Annotated in this window: 20 protein-coding genes; 15 read left to right on the plus strand and 5 right to left on the minus strand. The window is 74.2% G+C overall.

The annotated features are described in order from the left end of the window. Positions 1-72: 72 nt before the first annotated feature. From HK417_RS21580 to HK417_RS21600, 5 genes are all read right to left on the minus strand, one after another. A complete protein-coding gene (locus HK417_RS21580) occupies positions 73-591 on the minus strand; it encodes an EAL domain-containing protein (protein WP_222271598.1) in 519 nt (172 codons plus the stop codon). Next, positions 516-1,433, minus strand: a complete 918-nt coding sequence (locus tag HK417_RS21585) for a putative bifunctional diguanylate cyclase/phosphodiesterase (RefSeq protein ID WP_222271600.1) — start codon at positions 1,431-1,433, stop codon at positions 516-518. The genes HK417_RS21580 and HK417_RS21585 overlap by 76 nt, the downstream gene beginning before the upstream one ends. Before the next feature lie 246 nt (positions 1,434-1,679). Continuing rightward, entirely contained in the window at positions 1,680-2,303 is a 624-nt protein-coding gene (locus tag HK417_RS21590; protein WP_222271602.1) for a hypothetical protein, read from the minus strand. Positions 2,304-2,305: 2 nt separating this feature from the next. Then, positions 2,306-2,635 (minus strand): hypothetical protein, encoded by a 330-nt coding sequence (locus HK417_RS21595; protein WP_222271604.1) that lies wholly within the window; start codon positions 2,633-2,635, stop codon positions 2,306-2,308. A 70-nt stretch (positions 2,636-2,705) separates the two neighbouring features. Continuing rightward, on the minus strand, positions 2,706-3,968 hold the full coding sequence (locus HK417_RS21600) for an isochorismate synthase (RefSeq protein ID WP_222271606.1): 1,263 nt from the start codon (positions 3,966-3,968) through the stop codon (positions 2,706-2,708). Between the two features lie 38 nt (positions 3,969-4,006). On the opposite strand from HK417_RS21600, the gene HK417_RS21605 reads away from it, so the two are divergent. From HK417_RS21605 to HK417_RS21675, 15 genes are all read left to right on the plus strand, one after another. Next, positions 4,007-4,723: a demethylmenaquinone methyltransferase gene (locus HK417_RS21605; RefSeq protein ID WP_308123756.1), complete on the plus strand. Its 717-nt coding sequence runs from the start codon at positions 4,007-4,009 to the stop codon at positions 4,721-4,723. Positions 4,724-5,194: 471 nt separating this feature from the next. After that, entirely contained in the window at positions 5,195-6,445 is a 1,251-nt protein-coding gene (locus tag HK417_RS21610) for a glycosyltransferase family 2 protein (RefSeq protein ID WP_222271608.1), read from the plus strand. Beyond that, positions 6,442-8,145, plus strand: a complete 1,704-nt coding sequence (locus HK417_RS21615) for a right-handed parallel beta-helix repeat-containing protein (protein ID WP_222271611.1) — start codon at positions 6,442-6,444, stop codon at positions 8,143-8,145. The genes HK417_RS21610 and HK417_RS21615 overlap by 4 nt, the downstream gene beginning before the upstream one ends. 26 nt (positions 8,146-8,171) lie before the next feature. Then, positions 8,172-9,212 (plus strand): right-handed parallel beta-helix repeat-containing protein, encoded by a 1,041-nt coding sequence (locus HK417_RS21620; RefSeq protein WP_222271624.1) that lies wholly within the window; start codon positions 8,172-8,174, stop codon positions 9,210-9,212. A gap of 88 nt (positions 9,213-9,300) precedes the next feature. Next, positions 9,301-9,456 carry a hypothetical protein gene (locus tag HK417_RS21625; RefSeq protein ID WP_222271627.1) on the plus strand — a complete coding sequence of 52 codons (156 nt, stop codon included), beginning with the start codon at positions 9,301-9,303 and terminating at the stop codon, positions 9,454-9,456. 208 nt (positions 9,457-9,664) lie between these two features. Further along, positions 9,665-10,027, plus strand: coding sequence for an NADH-quinone oxidoreductase subunit A (locus tag HK417_RS21630; RefSeq protein ID WP_222271630.1), 363 nt, complete (start codon positions 9,665-9,667; stop codon positions 10,025-10,027). 9 nt (positions 10,028-10,036) lie between these two features. Continuing rightward, positions 10,037-10,702 (plus strand): NuoB/complex I 20 kDa subunit family protein, encoded by a 666-nt coding sequence (locus HK417_RS21635; protein WP_222271633.1) that lies wholly within the window; start codon positions 10,037-10,039, stop codon positions 10,700-10,702. After that, complete coding sequence (locus tag HK417_RS21640) at positions 10,699-11,391, plus strand: NADH-quinone oxidoreductase subunit C (RefSeq protein ID WP_222271636.1); 693 nt, start codon at positions 10,699-10,701, stop codon at positions 11,389-11,391. The genes HK417_RS21635 and HK417_RS21640 overlap by 4 nt, the downstream gene beginning before the upstream one ends. Before the next feature lie 22 nt (positions 11,392-11,413). Then, positions 11,414-12,739 carry an NADH-quinone oxidoreductase subunit D gene (locus HK417_RS21645; protein WP_222271639.1) on the plus strand — a complete coding sequence of 442 codons (1,326 nt, stop codon included), beginning with the start codon at positions 11,414-11,416 and terminating at the stop codon, positions 12,737-12,739. Then, positions 12,739-13,770 (plus strand): NADH-quinone oxidoreductase subunit NuoE, encoded by a 1,032-nt coding sequence (nuoE, locus tag HK417_RS21650; RefSeq protein ID WP_222271642.1) that lies wholly within the window; start codon positions 12,739-12,741, stop codon positions 13,768-13,770. The genes HK417_RS21645 and nuoE overlap by 1 nt, the downstream gene beginning before the upstream one ends. Before the next feature lie 5 nt (positions 13,771-13,775). After that, the gene (nuoF, locus tag HK417_RS21655; RefSeq protein WP_222271645.1) at positions 13,776-15,104 is read left to right on the plus strand and encodes an NADH-quinone oxidoreductase subunit NuoF; all 1,329 of its coding nucleotides are present in this window, start codon (positions 13,776-13,778) and stop codon (positions 15,102-15,104) included. Beyond that, positions 15,101-17,566, plus strand: coding sequence for an NADH-quinone oxidoreductase subunit G (locus HK417_RS21660; protein ID WP_222271648.1), 2,466 nt, complete (start codon positions 15,101-15,103; stop codon positions 17,564-17,566). Before nuoF ends, HK417_RS21660 begins: the two co-directional genes overlap by 4 nt. Beyond that, positions 17,563-18,969 (plus strand): NADH-quinone oxidoreductase subunit NuoH, encoded by a 1,407-nt coding sequence (gene nuoH, locus HK417_RS21665; protein WP_222271661.1) that lies wholly within the window; start codon positions 17,563-17,565, stop codon positions 18,967-18,969. Before HK417_RS21660 ends, nuoH begins: the two co-directional genes overlap by 4 nt. After that, positions 18,962-19,597: an NADH-quinone oxidoreductase subunit NuoI gene (gene nuoI, locus HK417_RS21670; protein WP_222271671.1), complete on the plus strand. Its 636-nt coding sequence runs from the start codon at positions 18,962-18,964 to the stop codon at positions 19,595-19,597. The genes nuoH and nuoI overlap by 8 nt, the downstream gene beginning before the upstream one ends. Then, the gene (locus HK417_RS21675; protein ID WP_222271674.1) at positions 19,594-20,442 is read left to right on the plus strand and encodes an NADH-quinone oxidoreductase subunit J; all 849 of its coding nucleotides are present in this window, start codon (positions 19,594-19,596) and stop codon (positions 20,440-20,442) included. Before nuoI ends, HK417_RS21675 begins: the two co-directional genes overlap by 4 nt. Positions 20,443-20,579: the final 137 nt, after the last annotated feature.

Raw genomic sequence — 20,579 nt, forward strand, 5'->3', positions numbered from 1 at the left:
ATGGATGCCGTCAGACAGCTCCACCCGACCCGGAGGTCGCTCCCACGTCAACAACGGTCCTGGTCAGTACAGCTAGACCCCCGAGGGGGTGGACGGCCGGACCCGCCCGAGCAGCAGCAGTTCCGCCTCGGCTGCCTCCAGCGGCGCGGCGAACAGGTAGCCCTGGGCCAGGTCGCACTGCTCGGCGCGCAGCCGGTCCCGCTGGGCCGTCGTCTCCACGCCCTCGGCGACCACCTCCAGGCGCAGCCGGCGGCCGAGCTGCACCAGCCCGTGCACGATGGCCGCGTCGTCGTCCGGGCCGTCGAGCAGGCCGACGAACGAGCGGTCGATCTTGAGGACGTCGACGGGGAACTGGCGCAGGTAGCTCAGCGACGAGTAGCCGGTGCCGAAGTCGTCCAGCGCCAGCCGGACGCCGAGCGCGCGGAGCTCGCAGAGCCGCTCGGCGGCCGAGTCCGGGTCGGGGACCAGGGCGGTCTCGGTGACCTCGAGCACCAGGGAGGACGCCGGCAGCCCGCTCACCGCGAGCGCCTCGGTGACGTGCTGGACCAGCGCGCCGCCGGACAGCTGCCGGGCCGAGACGTTGACCGCCACCGTGATCGGGGTGGGGGACGGGTGCGCCCGTTGCCACCGGTGGCCTCGGCGAGCGCCCAGCGGCCGATCGGCACGATCAGCCCGGCGTCCTCGGCCACCGGGACGAACCGGTCCGGACCGACCGGGCCCAGCCGCGGGTGGTCCCAGCGCAGCAGCGCCTCGAAGCCGACGACCTGCTCGGTGCGCAGGTCGACCACCGGCTGGTAGACCAGCCGCAGCTGCCCCGCGGCCAGCGCCCCGGCGAGGTCCCGCTCGAGCTCGATCCGCTCCAGCTCCTCCGCCCGCATCCCCGGTTCGAAGACCACCCACCGCGCCCGGCCGGCGGTCTTGGCCCGGTACATGGCGATGTCGGCGTCCCGGAACATCGACAGCGGGGTCGCCTGCGGCTCGGCCACGACGATGCCGATGCTGGCCGCCACCGAGACCCGCTGGCCGTCGAGGTCGATCGGCTGCCCGATCACCGCCAGCAGCCGGTCGGCGAGCGCGGCCGCCGCGGGCAGCCCGCCGGACGTGTCGCCCACCAGGACGGCGAACTCGTCCCCGCCCAGCCGGGCCACCGTGTCCGCGTCCCGGACCACCCCGCGCAGGCGGGTGGCCACGGTGCGCAGCAGCTCGTCGCCGGCCAGGTGGCCCAGGCTGTCGTTGACGTCCTTGAACCCGTCGAGGTCCAGGCACAGCACGATCGGCGGGCTGCCGGACCACCGCGCGCGGCGCAGGGCCTGCTCGGCGCGGTCGAGGAACAGCGACCGGTTGGCCAGCCCGGTCAGCCCGTCGTGGAACGCCTGGTGGGAGAGCTCCTGCTCGGCGACCTTGCGGGCGGTGATGTCGTAGACGCTGACCACGGTGCCGGCGACGTCGGGGGTCGGCGTGCAGGTCGACCGCCCGGCCGCCCAGCCAGACGGTGCCTCTCGGGGAGTGGGCGCCGCACAGCTCGATCTCCACCGGCGTCCCGGGCTGCGCGGCGGCCCGGCGCAGCACGGCGAGGACGGCGACCGGGTCGACGCCCACCGAGCCCAGCAGCTGCAGCAGCGACCGGCCGGCATCGGCGGGCTGGCCGAGCAGGTCGGCCAGCGAGCGCGACTCGGTGGTCAGCCGGCCGGCCGGTCGACCACGACGACGGCGTCGGAGGAATTCACCGCCAGGGCCTCGTACCGGCGGGCCTGGGAGCGCACCGCCTTCCACGCCCGCTCGCCGTCGAGCGCCAGCACGCGGGTGCGGATCGACGCCAGCACCAGCAGGACCGCCCAGACGACCAGGACGGGGACGGGGTTGACGTCCACCCCCCGGTGCCAGCCGATCACCTCCACCACGGCCGGGGCGGCGGACGGGGCGGTGTTGAGCAGCATCCGCCAGCGGCTGTGGGCCGGCCGGCGGGTGGTGCTGGGCTCGGCCGGGGCCGGCCGGGTCCACGGCACGCCGGCCAGCAGGGCGATGCCCACGAGCCAGCCGCCGGACTGCCAGCCGCTGGCTACGTCCGGGTCGGCGAGCAGGAGCCGGGCGAGGTCGGCGACCAGCCAGCTCACCACGCCGGCGAGGCCCATCAGCGCGGTGAGCCGCACCCGGCCGTCCAGGACGACCCGCCAGGCGAGCAGCCCGATGAGCACGGCGTCCAGCACCGGGTAGCCGATCCAGGTGATCCGGGCGAGAGCGCTGACGCCGTCGGCGGTCAGCGTGCCGACGACGGAGCTCTCGAAGAGGAGCAGCAGGGCCACGGTCAGCGCGGTGCAGCCGTCCAGCGCCGCGTGCAACTGGGCGCCGGGGCGGTGCCGGCGGTCCAGACGAGCACCTGCCAGAGCACGTCACCGATGGCGTTGAAGGTGAGGGTCAGGGCCACCCAGGGCACCGCGCCCCGCCGGCCGCCCCGGCGCAGCCGGCCGTACCAGGCGGCGCACGCGCCACCGATGCTCACGGTCAGGTAGGCGGTCGCGCCGGGCAGGGTCCCCGGCCAGGTGACCACGACGGCGAGCAGCGCGCCGACCAGCGCGACGAGCAGCACGGCGCCCGGCCTCGTCCACCGCGGGACGCTCCGGGCTGCGTTGCTCACCGGTTCGGGTTCGGCCCCGTGGCCGACGTCACTTGAGGCGGGGACCGGCGGTTCCGCCCGTCCGGGTGAGTCAGTCCTCCAGCGCCGCCTGGAACGCGGCGAGCTTCGCCTGGGTCTCGGCCAGCTCCGCCGTCGGGTCGGAGCCGGTGACGATGCCGCAGCCGGCGAACAGGCGCGCCTGGCGGCCCTCCTCCGCCCCGGTGAGCTGGGCGCAGCGGATCGCCAGCCCGAACTCGCCGTCGCCCCGCGCGTCCAGCCAGCCGACCGGGCCGGCGTACCGCCCGCGGTCCATCCCCTCGAGCTCGCGGATCACCTCGGCGGCCCGGGCGGTGGGGGTACCGCCGACGGCCGCGGTCGGGTGCACCGCGCCGACCAGCTCCAGCAGCCCGGAGGGGTCGTCGTCCCGCTGCCGGCCGCGCACGTCGCTGGCCAGGTGGCGGACGTTGGGCAGGGTCAGCACGGCGGGCTCGCCCGGCACGTCGAGCTCGCTGCAGAACGGCCGCAGGGCGGCGACCAGCGAGTCGACGGCGTAGGCGTGCTCGCTGTGGTCCTTCACGGAGCCGGCGAGCGCAGCGGCCAGCCGCGTGTCGTCCGCCCCGGCGCCGCGGCGGGCGGTGCCGGCCAGCACCCGGGACTCCAGCGCGCGGCCGGTGCGGCGCAGCAGCAGCTCCGGGGTGGCCCCGAGCAACCCGTCGACGGCGAAGGTCCAGGTGTCGGGGAAGCGCTCGGCCAGCCGCAGCAGCAGGCGGCGCGGGTCGAGCGGGCGGTCCGCGGTGACAAGGAGGTCGCGGGCGAGCACCACCTTGGCCAGCTCGCCGGCGTCGATCCGGGAGACCGCGGTGGAGACCGCGCCGCACCAGGCCATCGGGTCCAGCGCCCCGTCGGCGTAGGCGAGCTGGCCGATCGAGGTGGCCGCCTCCTGCGGCGAGGTCTCGACGACGGCGCGCTCCTCGCTCCCGGCGTCCCCGGTGACGGTCACCCAGGTCTGGCCGTTCCGCCGGCCGACGACCACCTCCGGGACGACGAACACCGACGTCGAGGCCTGCGGGTCGAACGCGATCGAGCCGAAGACGACCGGGCCGGACCCGGGGACCCCGAGCGGGTCCTGCACCTCGGTGTGCGCGCAGCGGTCGGCCCACCACGCACTGGCCTCGGCGAGCGCCCCGGGGCCGGAGACCTCGAGCCGGTCGGCCTCACCCCAGCCGACCAGGCCCTCCCCGCGCCGCACCCAGGCCAGCGCGCCGTCGGCGGGCAGGAGGGTGAGCAGCGGCGTGCGCCGGCGGCCGAGGGGCGTGGTCGTGACCGAAGCGGAGGAGACGGCTGCCGTGGTCACCGGTCCAGGGTAAGAGGCGCGCAGGTAGCGTCGCCGCCGTGGCGAGCGGTGGACGACCTGAGGCGGCGGGGATGCGGGCCGGGCTGGACAAGCGCCCCACCGACGTGGCGGCGATGTTCGACCGGGTCGCCGGCCGCTACGACCTGACGAACACCGTGCTGTCCGGCGGGCGGGACGCCGGCTGGCGGCGGGCCACCCGGGAGGCGCTCGGCGCGCGCCCCGGGGCGACCGTGCTCGACGTGGCGGCCGGGACGGCGGTCTCCACCGTCGAGCTCGCGGCCGGGGGTGTGTACGCGATCGCCTGCGACTTCTCCCAGGGCATGCTGCGCGCCGGCGCCGACCGGGACGTGCCCAAGGTGGCCGGCGACGCGACGGCCCTGCCGCTGGCCGACGAGAGCGTGGACGGCGTCGTCATCTCCTTCGGCCTGCGCAACGTGGCCGACCCGCGGGCGGCGCTGCGCGAGTTCCGCCGGGTGACCCGCCCCGGCGGAAGGCTGGTGGTGTGCGAGTTCTCCAGCCCGACCTGGCGGCCGTTCCGCACCGTCTACACCGAGTACCTGATGCGGGCGCTGCCGGTGATCGCCCGCGCGGTGAGCAGCAACCCCGAGGCGTACGTGTACCTGGCCGAGTCGATCCGGGCCTGGCCGGCGCAGGCGGAGCTCGCGTCGTGGCTGCAGGACGCCGGCTGGACCGACGTCGCCTGGCGGGACCTCACCGGCGGGGTCGTGGCCCTGCACCGCGGCACCCGGGCCTGAGGCCCCGAGCGACGGAATGGCGTCGGGCATTTCCGGGCGAGCGCCGGGAATGGCACGCGAGAAGGGGGCCGAGGTGCTCTCGGCCCTTCTCCGCGACCGACCGTAAAAGGCGGTCCCCCCGGGCGCCAGGGAGCGCCGGAGCGCGCCGGGTGGGGGTGACGATCAGTGACGTCTTGTGGGCGAACGGTGATGTACGGGGCATGGTCGATCGCTCCCCGTCGAGGTCGGCCGCCGATTCCGGCCGACCGAGGCCGATGTCTAGCGGTCCGTGGTGCCGATCTCACCCGCGGCGACGGCGCGCGCTGGACCCGGCCGCGGACATCCCGGCCGTGTCGCATTCGTAATTTCCGTTCGCTAGATAGTCCACACGCCCTGCGAACGGCGAGGAAGCGACCCACGGTCGGGGGTCGCACATTTCCGCGGCGCATTTCCCGAGTCGCCCGTCCGCACTCGCGACCCAGGAGTGCACCTGTGTCAGACGTGTTGTCCGTAATCGTCCGTGACTGGCAGCTGCTGCTGCCGATCGGCGTCATCGGTGCGCTGTCCTGGTCGATCTGGCTCATCCGCAAGGTGCTGTCCGGGCGGTACCGGCCCGTGGTCAACGGCTTCCGGACCACCACGTCGGTGGTGGTGCCCTCCTTCCGGGAGGATCCCGACGTGCTCGAGCGCTGCCTGGACACCTGGCTGGCGCAGAGCCCCACGGAGGTCATCGTGGTGCTCGACGTCGAGGACACCGAGGCGTTCGCCCGGCTCACCGCCCGGCGCAACCCGCAGCTGAGGGTCATCTCCTTCCCGCACCAGGGCAAGCGGTCGGCGTTGGGCGTGGGCATCCGCGCCGCCAGCGGCGAGGTGCTCGTGCTCGCCGACTCGGACACCCTCTGGCGGCCCGGCCTGCTCAGCGCGGTGCAGATGCCGTTCGCCGACCCCACGGTGGGCGCCGTCGGCACCCGGCAGAACGTCTACCGCCCCCGGTCGAGCATCTGGCGGCGGGTGGCGGACTGGATCATCGACCTGCGCTACCTGGACTACGTGCCGGCGACCGCCCGGGCGGGGGCGGTCGTGTGCGTCTCGGGCCGGACGGCGGCCTACCGGCGCAGCGCGGTGCTGCCGGTGTTGGAGCACCTCGAGCACGAGTTCTTCCTGGGCCGCCGCTGCGTCGCCGGGGACGACGGGCGGTTGACCTGGCTCATGCTGGCCAGCGGCTACCGGACGGTGCACCAGGACAGCGCCCGCGCCCTGTCGATGTTCCCCAACACGTTCCGGGCGTTCTGCAAGCAGCGCGTGCGCTGGGCCCGCAACTCCTACCGCTGCTACCTGACCGCGGCGTGGCAGGGCTGGCTGTGGCAGGTGCCGCTGGTCAGCCAGGTGACGGTGCTGCAGATCCTCTTCACCCCGGTCACGATGTTCGCCGCGGTCTTCTACGTGGTGGCGGCGGGGCTCTCCGACCGCGGCTGGCACGCCCTGGCGCTGTCGCTGACCTGGGTGCTCGTCGGACGGGCGATCCGCAGCGTCAGCCACCTGCGCCGCCGTCCGGCCGACCTGGTGATCCTGCCGCTCGTGGCGGTGGTGATCGCACTGATCGCGCTGCCGATCAAGACCTACGCGCTGTTCACCATGAACCGGCAGGGCTGGCTGACCCGGCGCACCGACCTCACCGGCGGCGAGGCGCAGGACGAGGCGAGCCTCGGTGCCGCGTTGGCTCCCGGGACGGCGACGGCATGAGGGGCCTGCCCCGACGGTTGGTCACCCGGCGCCGGCTGGCCGCCGCCGTGGTGTTGACGGCCGGGCTGCTCGCGGCCGGGGGGCTCCCCGGCACCCCCGGCGACGAGGGCGGCACATCCGACCGGGCCGCGCCGCCGGCTCCCCGGGAAGCGGCGCTGGCGGGCAGCACCACCGTGCAGGGCGAGCGGCAGAGCGCGGTCCTCGCCGCGGACGACCGGCGGCTGCTGGAGCTGGTGGGCTCGATCTCCGCCGGTGCGGGCACCTACGTGCAGGCGGTCGGCGGCGTCGACACCCAGGTGCTCACCCGCAGAGAACGAGCCTGGACGCTGGAGGACCTGATCGCCCTCGGCGCCGCACAGGTGCAACCGGACGACGCGGTGCTGGTGACCCGGCACGTCCTCGTCGCACCGGGCGCCCGGCTGACGATCGAGGCGCCCGGGAGGGCGGTGCGCCTGCGGAGCCAGCCGTCCGGGTTCGCCTCGCTGGTGGCCTGGAAGGCGGAGCTGACGCTCAGCGGCGCGGCGGGCCGGCCGCTGCGCCTCAGCAGCTGGGACCCCGGCCGGGGCACGGCGGACGTCACTCCCGTCGACGGGCGCTCCTACGTGCGGGAGGTGGGCGGCGCGATGTGGTTGCGCGACGTCGACGCCACCCACCTCGGCTTCTGGGCCGGCCGCACCAGCGGCGTCGCCTGGACCGGCAGCGCCACCGCCCCGGCCACCGGGGGCGCCGTCGGGTCGTCGTTCCGGTCCAACCACTACGGCGCCTTCTCCTCGGAGGGCGCGGACCTCGTGTTCACCGGCTCGGTCTTTGCCGGCAACACCGTCGACGGGCTCGCCCTGCACCGGCGCACGGTCCGGACGACGGTGCAGGACTCGACCGCCCGGGACAACGGCCGGCACGGCTTCTCCGCCGACCGGGGCTCCCAGTCGGTGACCTACCGCGGGGTCACCGCGGTGCGGAACTCCGGCTCGGGCGTCTGGTTCAGCGGCTCACCGCTGTCGACGAACCTGTCCGCCGGGGGCGCGCCGCTGCGGGCCTACGGGCAGCTGAGGGTGGCCGGCGGGCGGTTCGCCGAGAACGGCAGGGCCGGGATCCGGGTGGTGGACGGACACCAGGTGGTGATCAGCGGCGCGGAGGTGGTCGGCAACCGCGACGGCGTCGTGCTGGACGGGACGACGTCTCCGACGCGGGTGGACGACACGGTGGTCACCGGGCAGCACCGCTTCGGCATCGCCGTCAGCGGGGGGACGGCGACCGTCGCGGACAACCGGGTCACCGGGAGCACGACCGGCATCCGGGTGCAGGACGCGGACGTCGCGGTCACCGGCAACGCGGTCACCGAGGCCACCGCCCACGGGATCAGCGTGATCGGGCGGGCGGAGGGCACGGCGCTGGCGGACAACACCGTGGCCGGCCGCGGACCCAGTGCGCTGGACGCCTACCGGCTCGCCGCAGGGCTCTCGGTCGTCCAGTCGGGCAACGACGTCACCGGCTGGGCGCGGGACCGCGACAACAGCGACTACTGGGCGTCCTTCGTCCCGAACCACCCGATGCTGGTCCTGTGGGTCGTGGTCCTGGGCGTGCCGCTGGCGCTGCGGCTGCGCGCCCGCCGGCACCGGGGCTCGCCGGGGAGGGCGCCGTACCAGGACGACCTCCTCCGGGAGCGGTCGGGACTGCTGCGGGTGGACGCCGCCCGGTGAGCCGGCCCCGCCCCTACCGTGGTGCGATGCGCATCCGGCGCGGCGTGCCGGCCGTTCTCGGGCTCACCCTGCTGGCCGCCTGTTCCTCGGGGGGCGGGGACACCCGGGCCGAGCCCTCGGCGGCGGCGCCGTCCGCCGTCCCGCTCCCACCTCCCGCGCCGGTGAGCTGCGAGGGGGTCCCGGCGGTCGAGGTCGGGGACGCGGACGGGCTGCAGCGGGCGCTCGGCGAGGCGGTGCCCGGCCAGCTGATCCGGCTGGCCGACGGCCGGTACGAGGGCCACTTCACCGCCTCGGCGGTGGCCTCCGCGGAGGCGCCGATCCGGCTGTGCGGCGGCCGGGGCGCGGTGCTCGACGGCGGTGACGTGGACAGCGACTACACGCTGCACCTGAGCGGTGCCGCCTTCTGGCAGATCCAGGGGTTCACCGTGACCGGTGGGCAGAAGGGCGTGATGGTCGACGGCGGCGTGGGCAACCGCATCGAGGGCCTGCTGGTGACCTCCATGGGCGACGAGGCCGTCCACCTGCGCCGCGACAGCACGGACAACGTGGTGAGCGGCAACACCATCCGCGACACCGGACTCCGCAAGCCGCAGTACGGCGAGGGCGTGTACGTCGGGACCGCGGAGAGCAACTGGTGCCAGATCATCGACTGCCGGCCCGATCGCAGCGACCGCAACGTGGTCGAGGGCAACGACATCGCCGGGACGACGGCCGAGTCGGTCGACGTCAAGGAGGGCACCTCGGGCGGGGTCGTGCGGGGCAACACCTTCGACGGTGCCGCGATGGTGGAGGCCGACTCGTTCGTCGACGTCAAGGGCAACGACTGGACGGTGGAGGACAACGCCGGCACGACCGCGCCCGAGGACGCCTTCCAGGTGCACGAGGTGGTCGACGGCTGGGGCCGGGGCACGGTGTTCCGCGCCAACTCGGCCAGCGGCGTCCCCGGCCTGCTGGTCAACGTGGCCGGCCCGCGGGAGATGCGGGAGGCCACGACCGTCGCCTGCGACAACTCGGCGACGGGGGCCGAGGGCGGGCTGAGCAACGTGGACTGTCAGCGCGTCCGCTGACCGCCGGGCCCGGGGCGCGTTCTTGCGCCGTGCGCGGACGGCGGCGGGACCGGTTCCGCCGCCGGGCCGGCAGGAGCAGGGTCGAGGCATGACGTTCCCCCCGCCCCCCGGGCCCCCGCCGCCCTCGCCGTCCCCCTCGCCGATCGACCCGATCCCCTCGCCGGACCCCGCGCCGGTGCCGCAGCCCAGCCCCACCGACCCGACGGCGCCGCCGCCGACGCCTGACCCCGGACCTCTCACCTGACCTCGACGAACGGCCTGTCAGGACCCCCGGTGTGAACTCGGTCACCGGGGGTCCTGGCTTCCGGGCCCGCGGGGGCATAGGCTTCGACCGCTCGACTTTGTGAAGTTGTTCACAAGCGTCACGTGCCGGTCCACCGGCGCGGAGTGGAGGTCGTTGCGGTGCACGGCACGACGAGGCGCGCCCCGGACCGTCGGGAGGGGCGCCGCTGATGCTCGCCACCTACGTCCCGCTGATCGGGCTGTTCGTCCTCGCCGCCGGCTTCGCGGTGTTCTCGGTGACGGTCGCGCCGTTCATCGGCCCGCGCCGCTACAACCGCGCGAAGCTCGAGGCCTACGAGTGCGGCATCGACCCGGTGGACCAGCCGCTGACCGGCGGTCGCTTCCCGGTCAAGTACTACGTCACCGCGATGCTGTTCATCGTCTTCGACATCGAGATCGTCTTCCTCTACCCGTGGGCGGTCGCCAACGACGCCCTCGGGGTGTTCGGTCTGGTCGAGATGGCCGTCTTCATCGGCACCGTCTTCATCGCCTACGCCTACGTGTGGCGGCGCGGCGGCCTCGAGTGGGAGTGAGGCACTGACATGGGACTCGAGGAGAAGCTGCCCAGCGGCGTCCTGCTGACGTCGGTCGAGAAGCTGGTCAACTGGACCCGCAAGTCGTCGCTGTGGCCGGCGACGTTCGGGCTGGCCTGCTGCGCCATCGAGATGATGGCCTCCGGCGCCGGTCGCTACGACCTGGCCCGGTTCGGCATGGAGGTCTTCCGCGCCTCGCCCCGGCAGGCCGACCTGATGATCGTCGCCGGCCGGGTGAGCCAGAAGATGGCGCCGGTCCTGCGGCAGATCTACGACCAGATGCCCGAGCCGCGCTGGGTGCTCGCGATGGGCGTGTGTGCCAGCTCCGGCGGCATGTTCAACAACTACGCGATCGTCCAGGGCGTCGACCACATCGTGCCGGTGGACATGTACCTGCCCGGCTGCCCCCCGCGGCCGGAGATGCTGACCGACGCGATCCTCAAGCTGCACCACAAGATCCAGCACGAGCCGCTCGGCCCCAAGCGCGCCCGGGAGCTCGCCGCCGCGCGGGCCGCGGGCACTGCTCCCGACCTGCACGTCGAGATGCCCTCCACGGTCCGCGCGGACAAGGAGAAGCGGCGCGCCTACGAGGAGGCCGCCGCGGCCGGGCGCACCGGGCAGTTCGCGATCGAGCAGCGCGGTGGGTTCGTGATCGAGCCGGAGCGCACCCGATGACCACCCCGGCCGACGGCTTCCGGCGCGGCGCCTTCGGCGTCAGCGGCAGCGGCGACACCTCCGGCTTCGGCGGCCTGGTCCGCGTCGAGCCCGGCGGGGCCGTCGCGCTGCACTCCACCGAGCGGCCCTACGGCGGGTGGTTCGACGAGGTCACCGACGCGCTCATCGACGCGGTGGGGGAGGCCACCTACGCGGCGGCCGTCCAGCGGGTGCTGGTCGACCGCGGCGAGATCACCTACTTCGTCGTCCGCGAGCACCTGCTCACCCTGGTGCAGGCGCTGCGGGACGACGAGGCGCTCCGCTTCGAGCTGCTGTCCAGCCTGTCCGGCGTCGACTACCTCGACAGCGGCGGCCCCGCGGTCGCCCCGGGCCGGCCGCGGCTGCACGTCGTCTACCACCTGACCTCGATGACCTACCGCCGGCGCATCCGGCTGGAGGTCGCGGTGACCGCCGAGGACCCGCACGTCCCCTCGGTCACCCGGGTCTACCCGACGGCGGACTGGCACGAGCGGGAGACCTGGGACATGTTCGGCGTCGTCTTCGACGGCCACCCGGCGCTGACCCGGGTCCTCATGCCCGACGACTGGGAGGGACACCCGCAGCGCAAGGACTACCCGCTGGGCGGCGTCCCGGTCGAGTACAAGGGCGCCACCGTGCCTCCCCCGGACGAGCGGAGGAGCTACCGATGAACGGATTCGAGGCGATGTCGTCGTGACCACCCTCGACGACCCGTACGCCGCCGGTTCCCGGGAGACCACCGAGGGGCGGGTCTACACCGTCACCGGCGGCGACTGGGACCAGACCTTCGGCGCGGACCCGCACGAGGACGAGCGGCTCGTGGTCAACATGGGCCCGCAGCACCCCTCCACCCACGGGGTGCTGCGGCTGGTGCTCGACCTCGAGGGCGAGACCGTCACCAAGGCACGGGTGGTCATCGGTTACCTGCACACCGGCATCGAGAAGACCACCGAGTACCGCACCTGGACCCAGGGCACGACGCTGGTCACGCGGATGGACTACCTGGCCCCGCTCTACAACGAGACCGCCTACTGCCTGGCCGTGGAGAAGCTGCTGGGCATCGAGGCGCCGCCGCGGGCCCAGACCATCCGGGTCCTGGTCATGGAGATCAACCGGATCGCCTCCCACCTCGTGGGGCTGGCCACCGGTGGCATGGAGCTGGGCGCGCTCACCGCCATGACCAACGGCTTCCGCGAGCGGGAGTTGGCGCTGGACCTGCTGGAGGAGATCACCGGGCTGCGGATGAACCACGCCTACGTGCGCCCCGGCGGCGTCGCGCAGGACCTCCCGGAGGGCGCGGTGGAGCACATCCGCGAGTTCCTCGCGGTGATGCCGGAGCGGGTGGCCGGGTTCCACCGGCTGCTGACCGGCCAGCCGATCTGGCAGCGGCGGCTCAAGGACGTCGGCTACCTCGACGTCACCGGCTGCGTCGCGCTCGGCGTCACCGGCCCGGTGCTGCGGGCCGCCGGGCTGCCGTGGGACCTGCGCAAGGTCGAGCCGTACCTCGGCTACCAGACCTACGACTTCGAGGTGCCGACCACGGACACCTGCGACGCCTGGGGCCGGTACCTGGTGCGCATGGCCGAGATCAACGAGTCGCTCAAGCTCATCGGTCAGGCCCTCGACCGGCTCGAGCCCGGCCCGGTGATGGTCGAGGACAAGAAGATCGCCTGGCCCGCGCAGCTCTCGCTCGGCGCCGACGGTCTCGGCCAGTCGATGGAGCACGTGCGGCACATCATGGGCCAGTCGATGGAGGCGCTGATCCACCACTTCAAGCTGGTGACCGAGGGCTTCCGCGTGCCGGCCGGCCAGGTGTACGTGCCGATCGAGTCCCCGCGCGGCGAGCTGGGCTACCACGTGGTCAGCGACGGCGGCACCCGCCCGTTCCGGGTCCACGTCCGCGACCCCAGCTTCACCAACCTGCAGGCCACGGCCGCGATGAGCGAGGGCGGCATGATCGCCGACGTCATCGCGGCGATCGCCTCCATCGACCCGGTGATGGGAGGAGTCGACAGGTGATGAGTGCTCTTCCGGGTTCGCCCGAGGGGACGGCGGTCACCGGGCTCGACTCGAGCCCGGTGGAGGCCCGCCCCGAGGTGCTGACCCAGCTGCCGCCGCTGACCGCGCAGACCGAGGCCGAGGCGCGGGAGATCATCGCCCGCTACCCGCAGCCGCGGTCGGCGCTGCTGCCGATGCTGCACCTGGTCCAATCGGTGCAGGGCTACGTGTCCCCGGAGGGCGTCGGCTTTTGCGCGCGCATCCTCGGGCTGACCAAGGCCGAGGTCGGCGCGGTCGCCACCTTCTACACGATGTACAAGCGGCACCCGACCGGCCGGCACCTGGTCAGCGTCTGCACCAACACGCTCTGCTCCTTCCTCGGCGGGAAGCGCATCTACGAGGCGCTGTCCGCCGACCTCGGCGTCGGCCACGACCAGACCGCCGCCGACGGCTCGGTCACCCTCGAGCACGCCGAGTGCCTGGCCGCCTGCGACTACGCGCCGGTCGTCACCGTCGACTACGAGTTCTACGACCAGCAGGACGTCGAGGCGGCCCGGGCCCTGGTCGCCGCCCTGCGTCGGGGCGAGAAGCCGTTGCCCACCCGCGGCGCCCCCCTCACCGACTTCCGCGGGATCTCCCGGCAGCTCGCCGGCTTCTCCCAGCACCCGGACGTCGCGGCCGAGCGGGCGGCGATCGACGCGCCCTCCGCGGGCGCGCCGACCCTGGCCGGGATCGTGCTGGCCGCCGAGCGCGGGGAGACCGCACCGCCGATGCACGAAGGGCCCCGTCCGGGGGCCCACCCTTCGCAGGCTCAGGGCGGGCCCCCGGACGGGGCCGGAAGGACAACGGGGGAGACCCCGGAGGTCCGCGCCGCCGACACCGCTCTCGCCTCGGCGGACACCCCGGCCGAGCGGGCCGGCGCCGCGCAGCACCACCCGGACACCCCCGAGCCCGCCGGCCGGCAGCCGGCCGAGCGGGGCGCCGAGGGCACCGACACACCCCCGACCGGCACCGGAGCCGGGCAGCAGAGTTCCGTCGAGCGAGAGGTCTGACACAGATGCCGCTCACCCCCGTCCTCACCCAGCGCTTCGGCCTCGAGCGCTCCTGGACGCTGGACGCCTACGAGGCGACCGACGGCTACCGCGCGCTGCGGCAGGCCCTGACGATGGCACCCGACGAGCTGGTCGCGATGGTCAAGGACTCCGGACTGCGCGGCCGCGGCGGGGCCGGCTTCCCGACCGGCATGAAGTGGAGCTTCATCCCGCAGCCCAAGCCGGGGGAGAGCCCCACCGGGCCGGCCGCGGCGCCCAAGTACCTCGTGGTCAACGCCGACGAGGGAGAGCCGGGCACCTGCAAGGACCTCCCGCTGATGACGACCGACCCGCACGCCCTGGTGGAGGGCGTGGTCATCACCGCCTACGCCATCCGGTCGCACTTCGCCGTCATCTACGTCCGCGGGGAGGCGGTGCACGCACACCGCCGGCTGATGGCCGCGGTGCAGGAGGCCTACGCCGCCGGGTACCTGGGCCGCGACGTCCTCGGCTCCGGCTACGACCTGGAGCTGGTCGTCCACGCCGGCGCCGGTGCCTACATCTGCGGCGAGGAGACCGCGCTGCTGGAGTCGCTGGAGGGCTTCCGGGGCCAGCCGCGGCTCAAGCCGCCGTTCCCGGCGGTCGCCGGCCTCTACAGCTCGCCGACGGTGATCAACAACGTCGAGACGCTGATGACCGTGCCCTACGTGGTGCGCGGCGGGGCGGACTGGCTGAAGCTCTTCGGCCCGGAGCGCTCGCCCGGCCCGAAGGTCTACTCGCTGTCCGGCCGGGTGGTCCGGCCGGGCCAGTACGAGGCCCCGATGGGGACGACGATGCGCGAGCTGCTGGAGATGGCCGGCGGCGTCCGCCCGGGCCACCAGCTCAAGTTCTGGACGCCGGGCGGCTCCTCGACGCCCTACTTCACCGCCGAGCACCTCGACGTCCCGCTCGACTTCGACTCGGTGGCCGCCGCCGGCTCGATGCTCGGCACCACCGCGCTGATGGTGTTCGACGAGACCGACTCGATCGTCGAGGCCACCCTGCGGTTCACCGAGTTCTACGCGCACGAGAGCTGCGGCAAGTGCACCCCGTGCCGGGAGGGCACGTTCTGGCTGGCCCAGGTCCTGCAGCGGCTGCTGGACGGTGCGGGCACGGCCGGTGACCTGGACCTGCTCACCGACATCGCCGACAACATCCTGGGCCGGTCCTTCTGCCCGCTCGGGGACGGTGCCACCAGCTGCATCGCCAGCTCGATGAAGTACTTCCGCGACGACTACGTCGCCCTGCTGCCCCCGGACGAGCAGGTGCGGCTGGGCCGCTCGCTCCGGATCGAGCCCGTGGGAGTGGCCTCGTGACGTTGACCCCCGCCGTTCCCGAGCCGGCTCCGGCGCTGCCGCCGGGAGCCCCCGGTCCGCACACCCCGCCGGACGCCGTGCACTGCACCATCGACGGCTTCCCCGTCGCGGTGCCCAAGGGCACGCTGATCATCCGGGCCGCCGAGCAGATCGGGGTGCAGATCCCGCGGTTCTGCGACCACCCGCTGCTCGACCCGATCGGCGCCTGCCGCCAGTGCCTGGTCGAGGTCGAGGGGCAGCGCAAGCCGGTCGCCTCCTGCACCACCCCGGTCGCCCCGGACATGGTCGTGCGCACGCAGCTGACCAGCCCGGTCGCCGACAAGGCCCAGCAGGGCACGATGGAGATGCTGCTGGTCAACCACCCGCTGGACTGCCCGGTCTGCGACAAGGGCGGCGAGTGCCCGCTGCAGAACCAGGCGATGAGCAACGGCCGCGCCGAGTCCCGGTTCGTCGACGTCAAGCGCACCTACCCCAAGCCGCTGCCGATCTCGTCGCAGGTCCTGCTCGACCGGGAGCGGTGCGTGCTGTGCGCCCGCTGCACCCGGTTCAGCCAGCAGGTGGCCGGTGACCCGTTCATCGAGCTGTTCGAGCGCGGGGCGCTGGAGCAGGTCGCGGTCTACGAGGACGAGCCGTTCTCCTCCTACTTCTCCGGCAACACCACCCAGATCTGCCCGGTCGGCGCGCTGACCAGCGCGACCTACCGGTTCCGGGCCCGCCCGTTCGACCTGCGCAGCGAGCCGAGCGTGTGCGAGCACTGCGCCAGCGGCTGCGCGCAGCGCACCGACTACCGCCGCGGCGTCGTGACCCGCCGGCTGGCCGGGGAGGACCCGGCGGTCAACGAGGAGTGGAACTGCGACAAGGGCCGGTACGCGTTCCGGTACGCCACGTCGAACGAGCGGTTGGTGACGCCGCTGGTGCGCCGGGACGGTGAGCTCCGGCCGGCCTCCTGGCCGGAGGCGTGGACGGTGGCCGCCGAGGGGCTGGCCGCGGCCCGCGCGGCCGGGGGCGTGGGGGTGCTCCCGGGCGGCCGGCTGACCGTCGAGGACGCGTACGCCTACGCCAAGTTCGCCCGGGTGGTGCTGGGCACCAACGACGTCGACGCGCGGGCGCGGGCGCACTCCGCCGAGGAGCTGGCGTTCCTCGCCGCGCACGTGGCCGGCACCGCTCCGGGCGCGGGCGCGTTGAGCTACGAGGAGCTGACCGCAGCCCCGGTGGTCCTGCTGGTCGGGTTCGAGCCGGAGGAGGAGTCGCCGATCGTCTTCCTGCGGCTGCGCCGCGCGGTCCGCACGAACGGCATGCGGGTCTTCGACGTCGCGCCGTTCACCACCCGGGCGGCGGAGAAGCTGCAGGCCACCGTGCTCAGCACCGTCCCCGGCGACGAGGCCCGCTCGCTGACCGCGCTCGCCGCGGGCACCTGGGGTGGCCCCGCCGTCGAGGCGATCCGCGAGCCGGGGGCCGTGGTGCTCGTCGGCGAGCGGCTGGCCGAGGTGCCCGGCGGCCTCTCCGCGGTCGTCGCCCTGTCCCGGGCCTCCGGTGCCCGGATCGGCTGGGTGCCGCGCCGGGCCGGCGAGCGCGGAGCGGTGGAGGTCGGTGCGCTGCCGGGCCTGCTGCCCGGCGGGCGCCCGGTGACCGACGCCGCGGCCCGCGCCCAGGTGGCCGAGCGCTGGGGCGCGCCGGTGCCGACCACCCCGGGCCGGGACACCGCCGGCATCCTCACCGCCGCACGGGACGGCGCCCTCGGCGGACTGCTGGTCGGCGGGGTCGACCCCGCGGACCTGCCCGACCCCATCCTCGCCGCGGCGGCGCTGGCCGCGGCCGGCTTCGTGGTCAGCCTCGAGCTCTTCCCCTCGGCGGTCACCGCGCACGCCGACGTCGTCCTGCCGGTGGCCGCCGCGGCGGAGAAGGCGGGCGCCTACCTGGACTGGGAGGGCCGGGTGCGGGCGTTCGACGCCACCCTGCACGGCAGCGGGCAGCTCAGCGACGCCCGGGTCCTGCAGGGCCTGGCCGCCGCCCTCGGGGTGGAGCTCGGCCTGCCCACCGTGACCGCCGCGCGCGGCGAGCTGATGGCCCTCGGCGGCGCCACGTCGGCTCCGCCGTCCACCGGACTGGACGTCGCGCCGCGGCCGACCCCGCCGGTCGGCCGGGACCAGGCGGTGCTCGCCTCCTGGCGGCAGCTGATCGACGACGGCACGCTGCAGCGCGAGGAGCCGGCGCTGGCCGGCACCGCCCGGCCGCCCGCCGCCCGGCTGGGCAAGGACGACGCCCGGCGGCTGGGGCTGGCCGACGGCGACCTGCTCACCGTCACCGGCCCCGCGGGCTCGGTGACCCTCCCGGTGCTGGTGACCGAGATGCCCGAGCGCGTGGTGTGGCTGCCCATGCGCTCTCCGGGCAGCCACGTGCGCACGACCCTGGGCGCCGGCCCGGGGAGCATCGTGACCCTCAGTGCAGGAGGTGCGGCATGAGCCCGCTCGCCGCCGCGGACTCCCCGACGCTGGCCGACTTCGGCTCCGACCCGTGGTGGATCGTGCTCATCAAGGTCGTCGGCGTCTTCGTCGTGCTGGTCCTGATGACGTTGTTCGCCATCGTCTTCGAGCGCAAGGTCGTCGCCCGCATGCAGCAGCGGATCGGCCCCAACCGGGTCGGCCCCCGCGGCAGCCTGCAGAGCCTCGCCGACGGGCTGAAGCTGGCGTTCAAGGAGGACATCATGCCGGCGCTCGCCGACCGGCCGGTGTACTTCCTGGCCCCGGTGATCGCGACGATCCCGGCGTTCCTCGCCTTCTCGGTGATCCCGCTCGGGCCGACGGTCAGCATCTTCGGTGAGCGCACGCCGCTGCAGCTCACCGACGCCCCGATCGGGGTGCTCGTCGTGCTCGCCTGCTCGGCGATGGGCGTCTACGGCATCGTGCTGGGCGGCTGGGCGTCGGGGTCCACCTATCCGCTGCTCGGCGGGCTGCGCAGCGCGGCGCAGATGGTCAGCTACGAGATCGCGATGGGGCTGTCGATCGTCGCGGTGTTCCTCTACGCCGGCACGATGTCCACGTCGGAGATCGTCGCCGCGCAGGCCGACGGGATCCCGCTGTTCGGCGGCGCGGTCACCGGGCCGAGCTGGTTCGCCGTCCTGCTGCCGGTCTCCTTCGTCATCTACGTGACCGCGGTCGTCGGCGAGACCAACCGGGCGCCCTTCGACCTCCCCGAGGCCGAGAGCGAGCTGGTCGGCGGGTTCCACACCGAGTACTCGTCGCTGAAGTTCGCCCTGTTCTTCCTGGCCGAGTACGTCAACATGGTCACCGTCTCGGCGCTGGCCGCGACCCTCTTCCTCGGCGGCTGGCGGGCACCGTGGCCGCTGTCGGAGTGGGACGGCGCCAACTCCGGCTGGTGGCCGCTGCTGTGGTTCTTCGGCAAGGTCATCGTCGCGCTGTTCGTCTTCATCTGGCTGCGCGGCACCCTGCCCCGGCTCCGCTACGACCAGTTCATGCGCTTCGGCTGGAAGGTGCTGGTCCCCACCGCGCTGGTCTGGATCCTCGCCGTCGCCACCATGCGCACCGTCGCCCGGGAGAGCGGCGCCGACGTCGGCGAGGTCGCGGTCTTCGTCGGCGTGCCGCTGGCCCTGCTGGTGGTCGCCGGGCTGCTGATCGCCTCGCGGGCCAGCAACCGCGACACCCGGCTCGCGGCCCGCGCCGCCGCGGCGGGGTCCACCACGCCCACCGTCCCGGAGGTGCTGCCCCCGGCCGGGAAGCAGCGGCCGGCCGCCGGTGGGTTCCCGGTCCCGCCGATGGACCTCGTCGTCCCGCCGTCCCCGCGGCTGGGCCGCCGCGAGCCGGTCGGCGCCGGCGCCCCGTCACCGCAGGAGGACGCGGATGTCTGAGAACACCCCGGCCCGCCGCGAGCCCGGCGCGCTCGCCCGCCGGTCGGACGACGCGCCGGCCGCACCGGCCAAGCGCCTGAGCAAGCTCCCCGGGCCCGCGCAGGGCTTCGGCGTCACCTTCGCCACGATGTTCAAGAAGGTGACGACGGAGGAGTACCCGTACCAGCCGAAGGAGACCAAGCCCCGCTACCACGGGCGGCACGTGCTCAACCGGCACCCGGACGGGCTGGAGAAGTGCGTCGGGTGCGAGCTGTGCGCCTGGGCGTGCCCGGCCGACGCGATCTACGTCGAGGGCGGGGACAACACCGAGGACGCCCGCTTCAGCCCCGGTGAGCGCTACGGCCGCGTCTACCAGATCAACTACCTGCGCTGCATCTTCTGCGGGTTGTGCATCGAGGCCTGCCCGACCCGCTCGCTGACGATGAGCAACGACTTCGAGCTGGCCGACGACGACCGGCAGAGCCTGATCTTCACCAAGGAGCAGCTCATGGCGCCGCTGCTGCCCGGCATGGAGGCGCCACCCCACCCGATGCGGCTGGGCAAGGACGAGCAGGACTACTACGTGCGCCCGCCCGGACCGGCGGAGTCCGGCGTGGGTGAGGCCCCGGTGGCCGGAGCGCAGGCGTGACCCCGCTGGCCGCGGCCGCCGAGGGGGTGCAGATCGGCACCGGCGAGGCCGTCGCGTTCTGGATCCTGGGGCCGATCGCGCTGGCCGGCGCGCTGGGCATGGTGCTGTCCCGGAACGCCGTGCACTCGGCTCTCTGGCTGGTCAACACGATGCTCGCGCTGGGCGTGTTCTACGTCGTCCAGGGGGCGCCGTTCCTCGGCGCGGTGCAGATCATCGTCTACACCGGCGCGATCATGATCCTCTTCCTGTTCGTCCTCATGCTGGTCGGGCGCGAGTCCTCCGACTCGGTGGTCGAGACGCTGCGCGGGCAGCGGGTGGCGGCGATCGTGCTGGGCATCGGGTTCGCCGGGCTGGTCGGCGCCGGGGTCGCCCGGGCGGCCGAGGGCGCCGTCGTCCGCGGGCTGGGGGAGGACGCCGGCGGCGAGGGCAACATCCATGCGATCGCCGAGCTGCTCTTCACTCGCTACCTGCTGGCCTTCGAGGTCACCAGCGCGCTGCTCATCACCGCCGCCGTCGGCGCGATGGTGCTCGCCCACGTCGAACGCGAGCCCGGCGAGCGCCGCACGCAGAAGGAGCTCTCCCGGGCGCGGTTCCTCGACGGTGACCACCCGCAGACCCTGCCCGGCCCCGGCGTGTACGCCCGGGGCAACTCGATCGCACTGCCCGGCCGGCTGCCCGACGGCACCCAGTCGCGGCTCAGCCTCGCCACCGGGGTGGAGGCGCAGCAGGTCGACGAGTTGGCGCCGACCGGCTCGCTCGGCATCGAGCGCGAGGGGCTGCCGCACGCCGGCGGGACGGACGCGGCGCTGGGGACGGCGGACCGCGGAGAGGACACGCCCCGATGAGCCTCGCGAGGACGACGGGCGAGCGAGCATCGCAGCGAGGAACGAGCGAGGAGCGGAACGAGTCCGGAGTGGAGCAATGAGCCTCGCGAGGACGACGGGCGAGCGAGCATCGCAGCGAGGAACGAGCGAGGAGCGGA

Origin of the sequence: Modestobacter marinus (genome assembly GCF_019799945.1) — a bacterium.
Taxonomy (GTDB): domain Bacteria; phylum Actinomycetota; class Actinomycetes; order Mycobacteriales; family Geodermatophilaceae; genus Modestobacter; species Modestobacter marinus_B.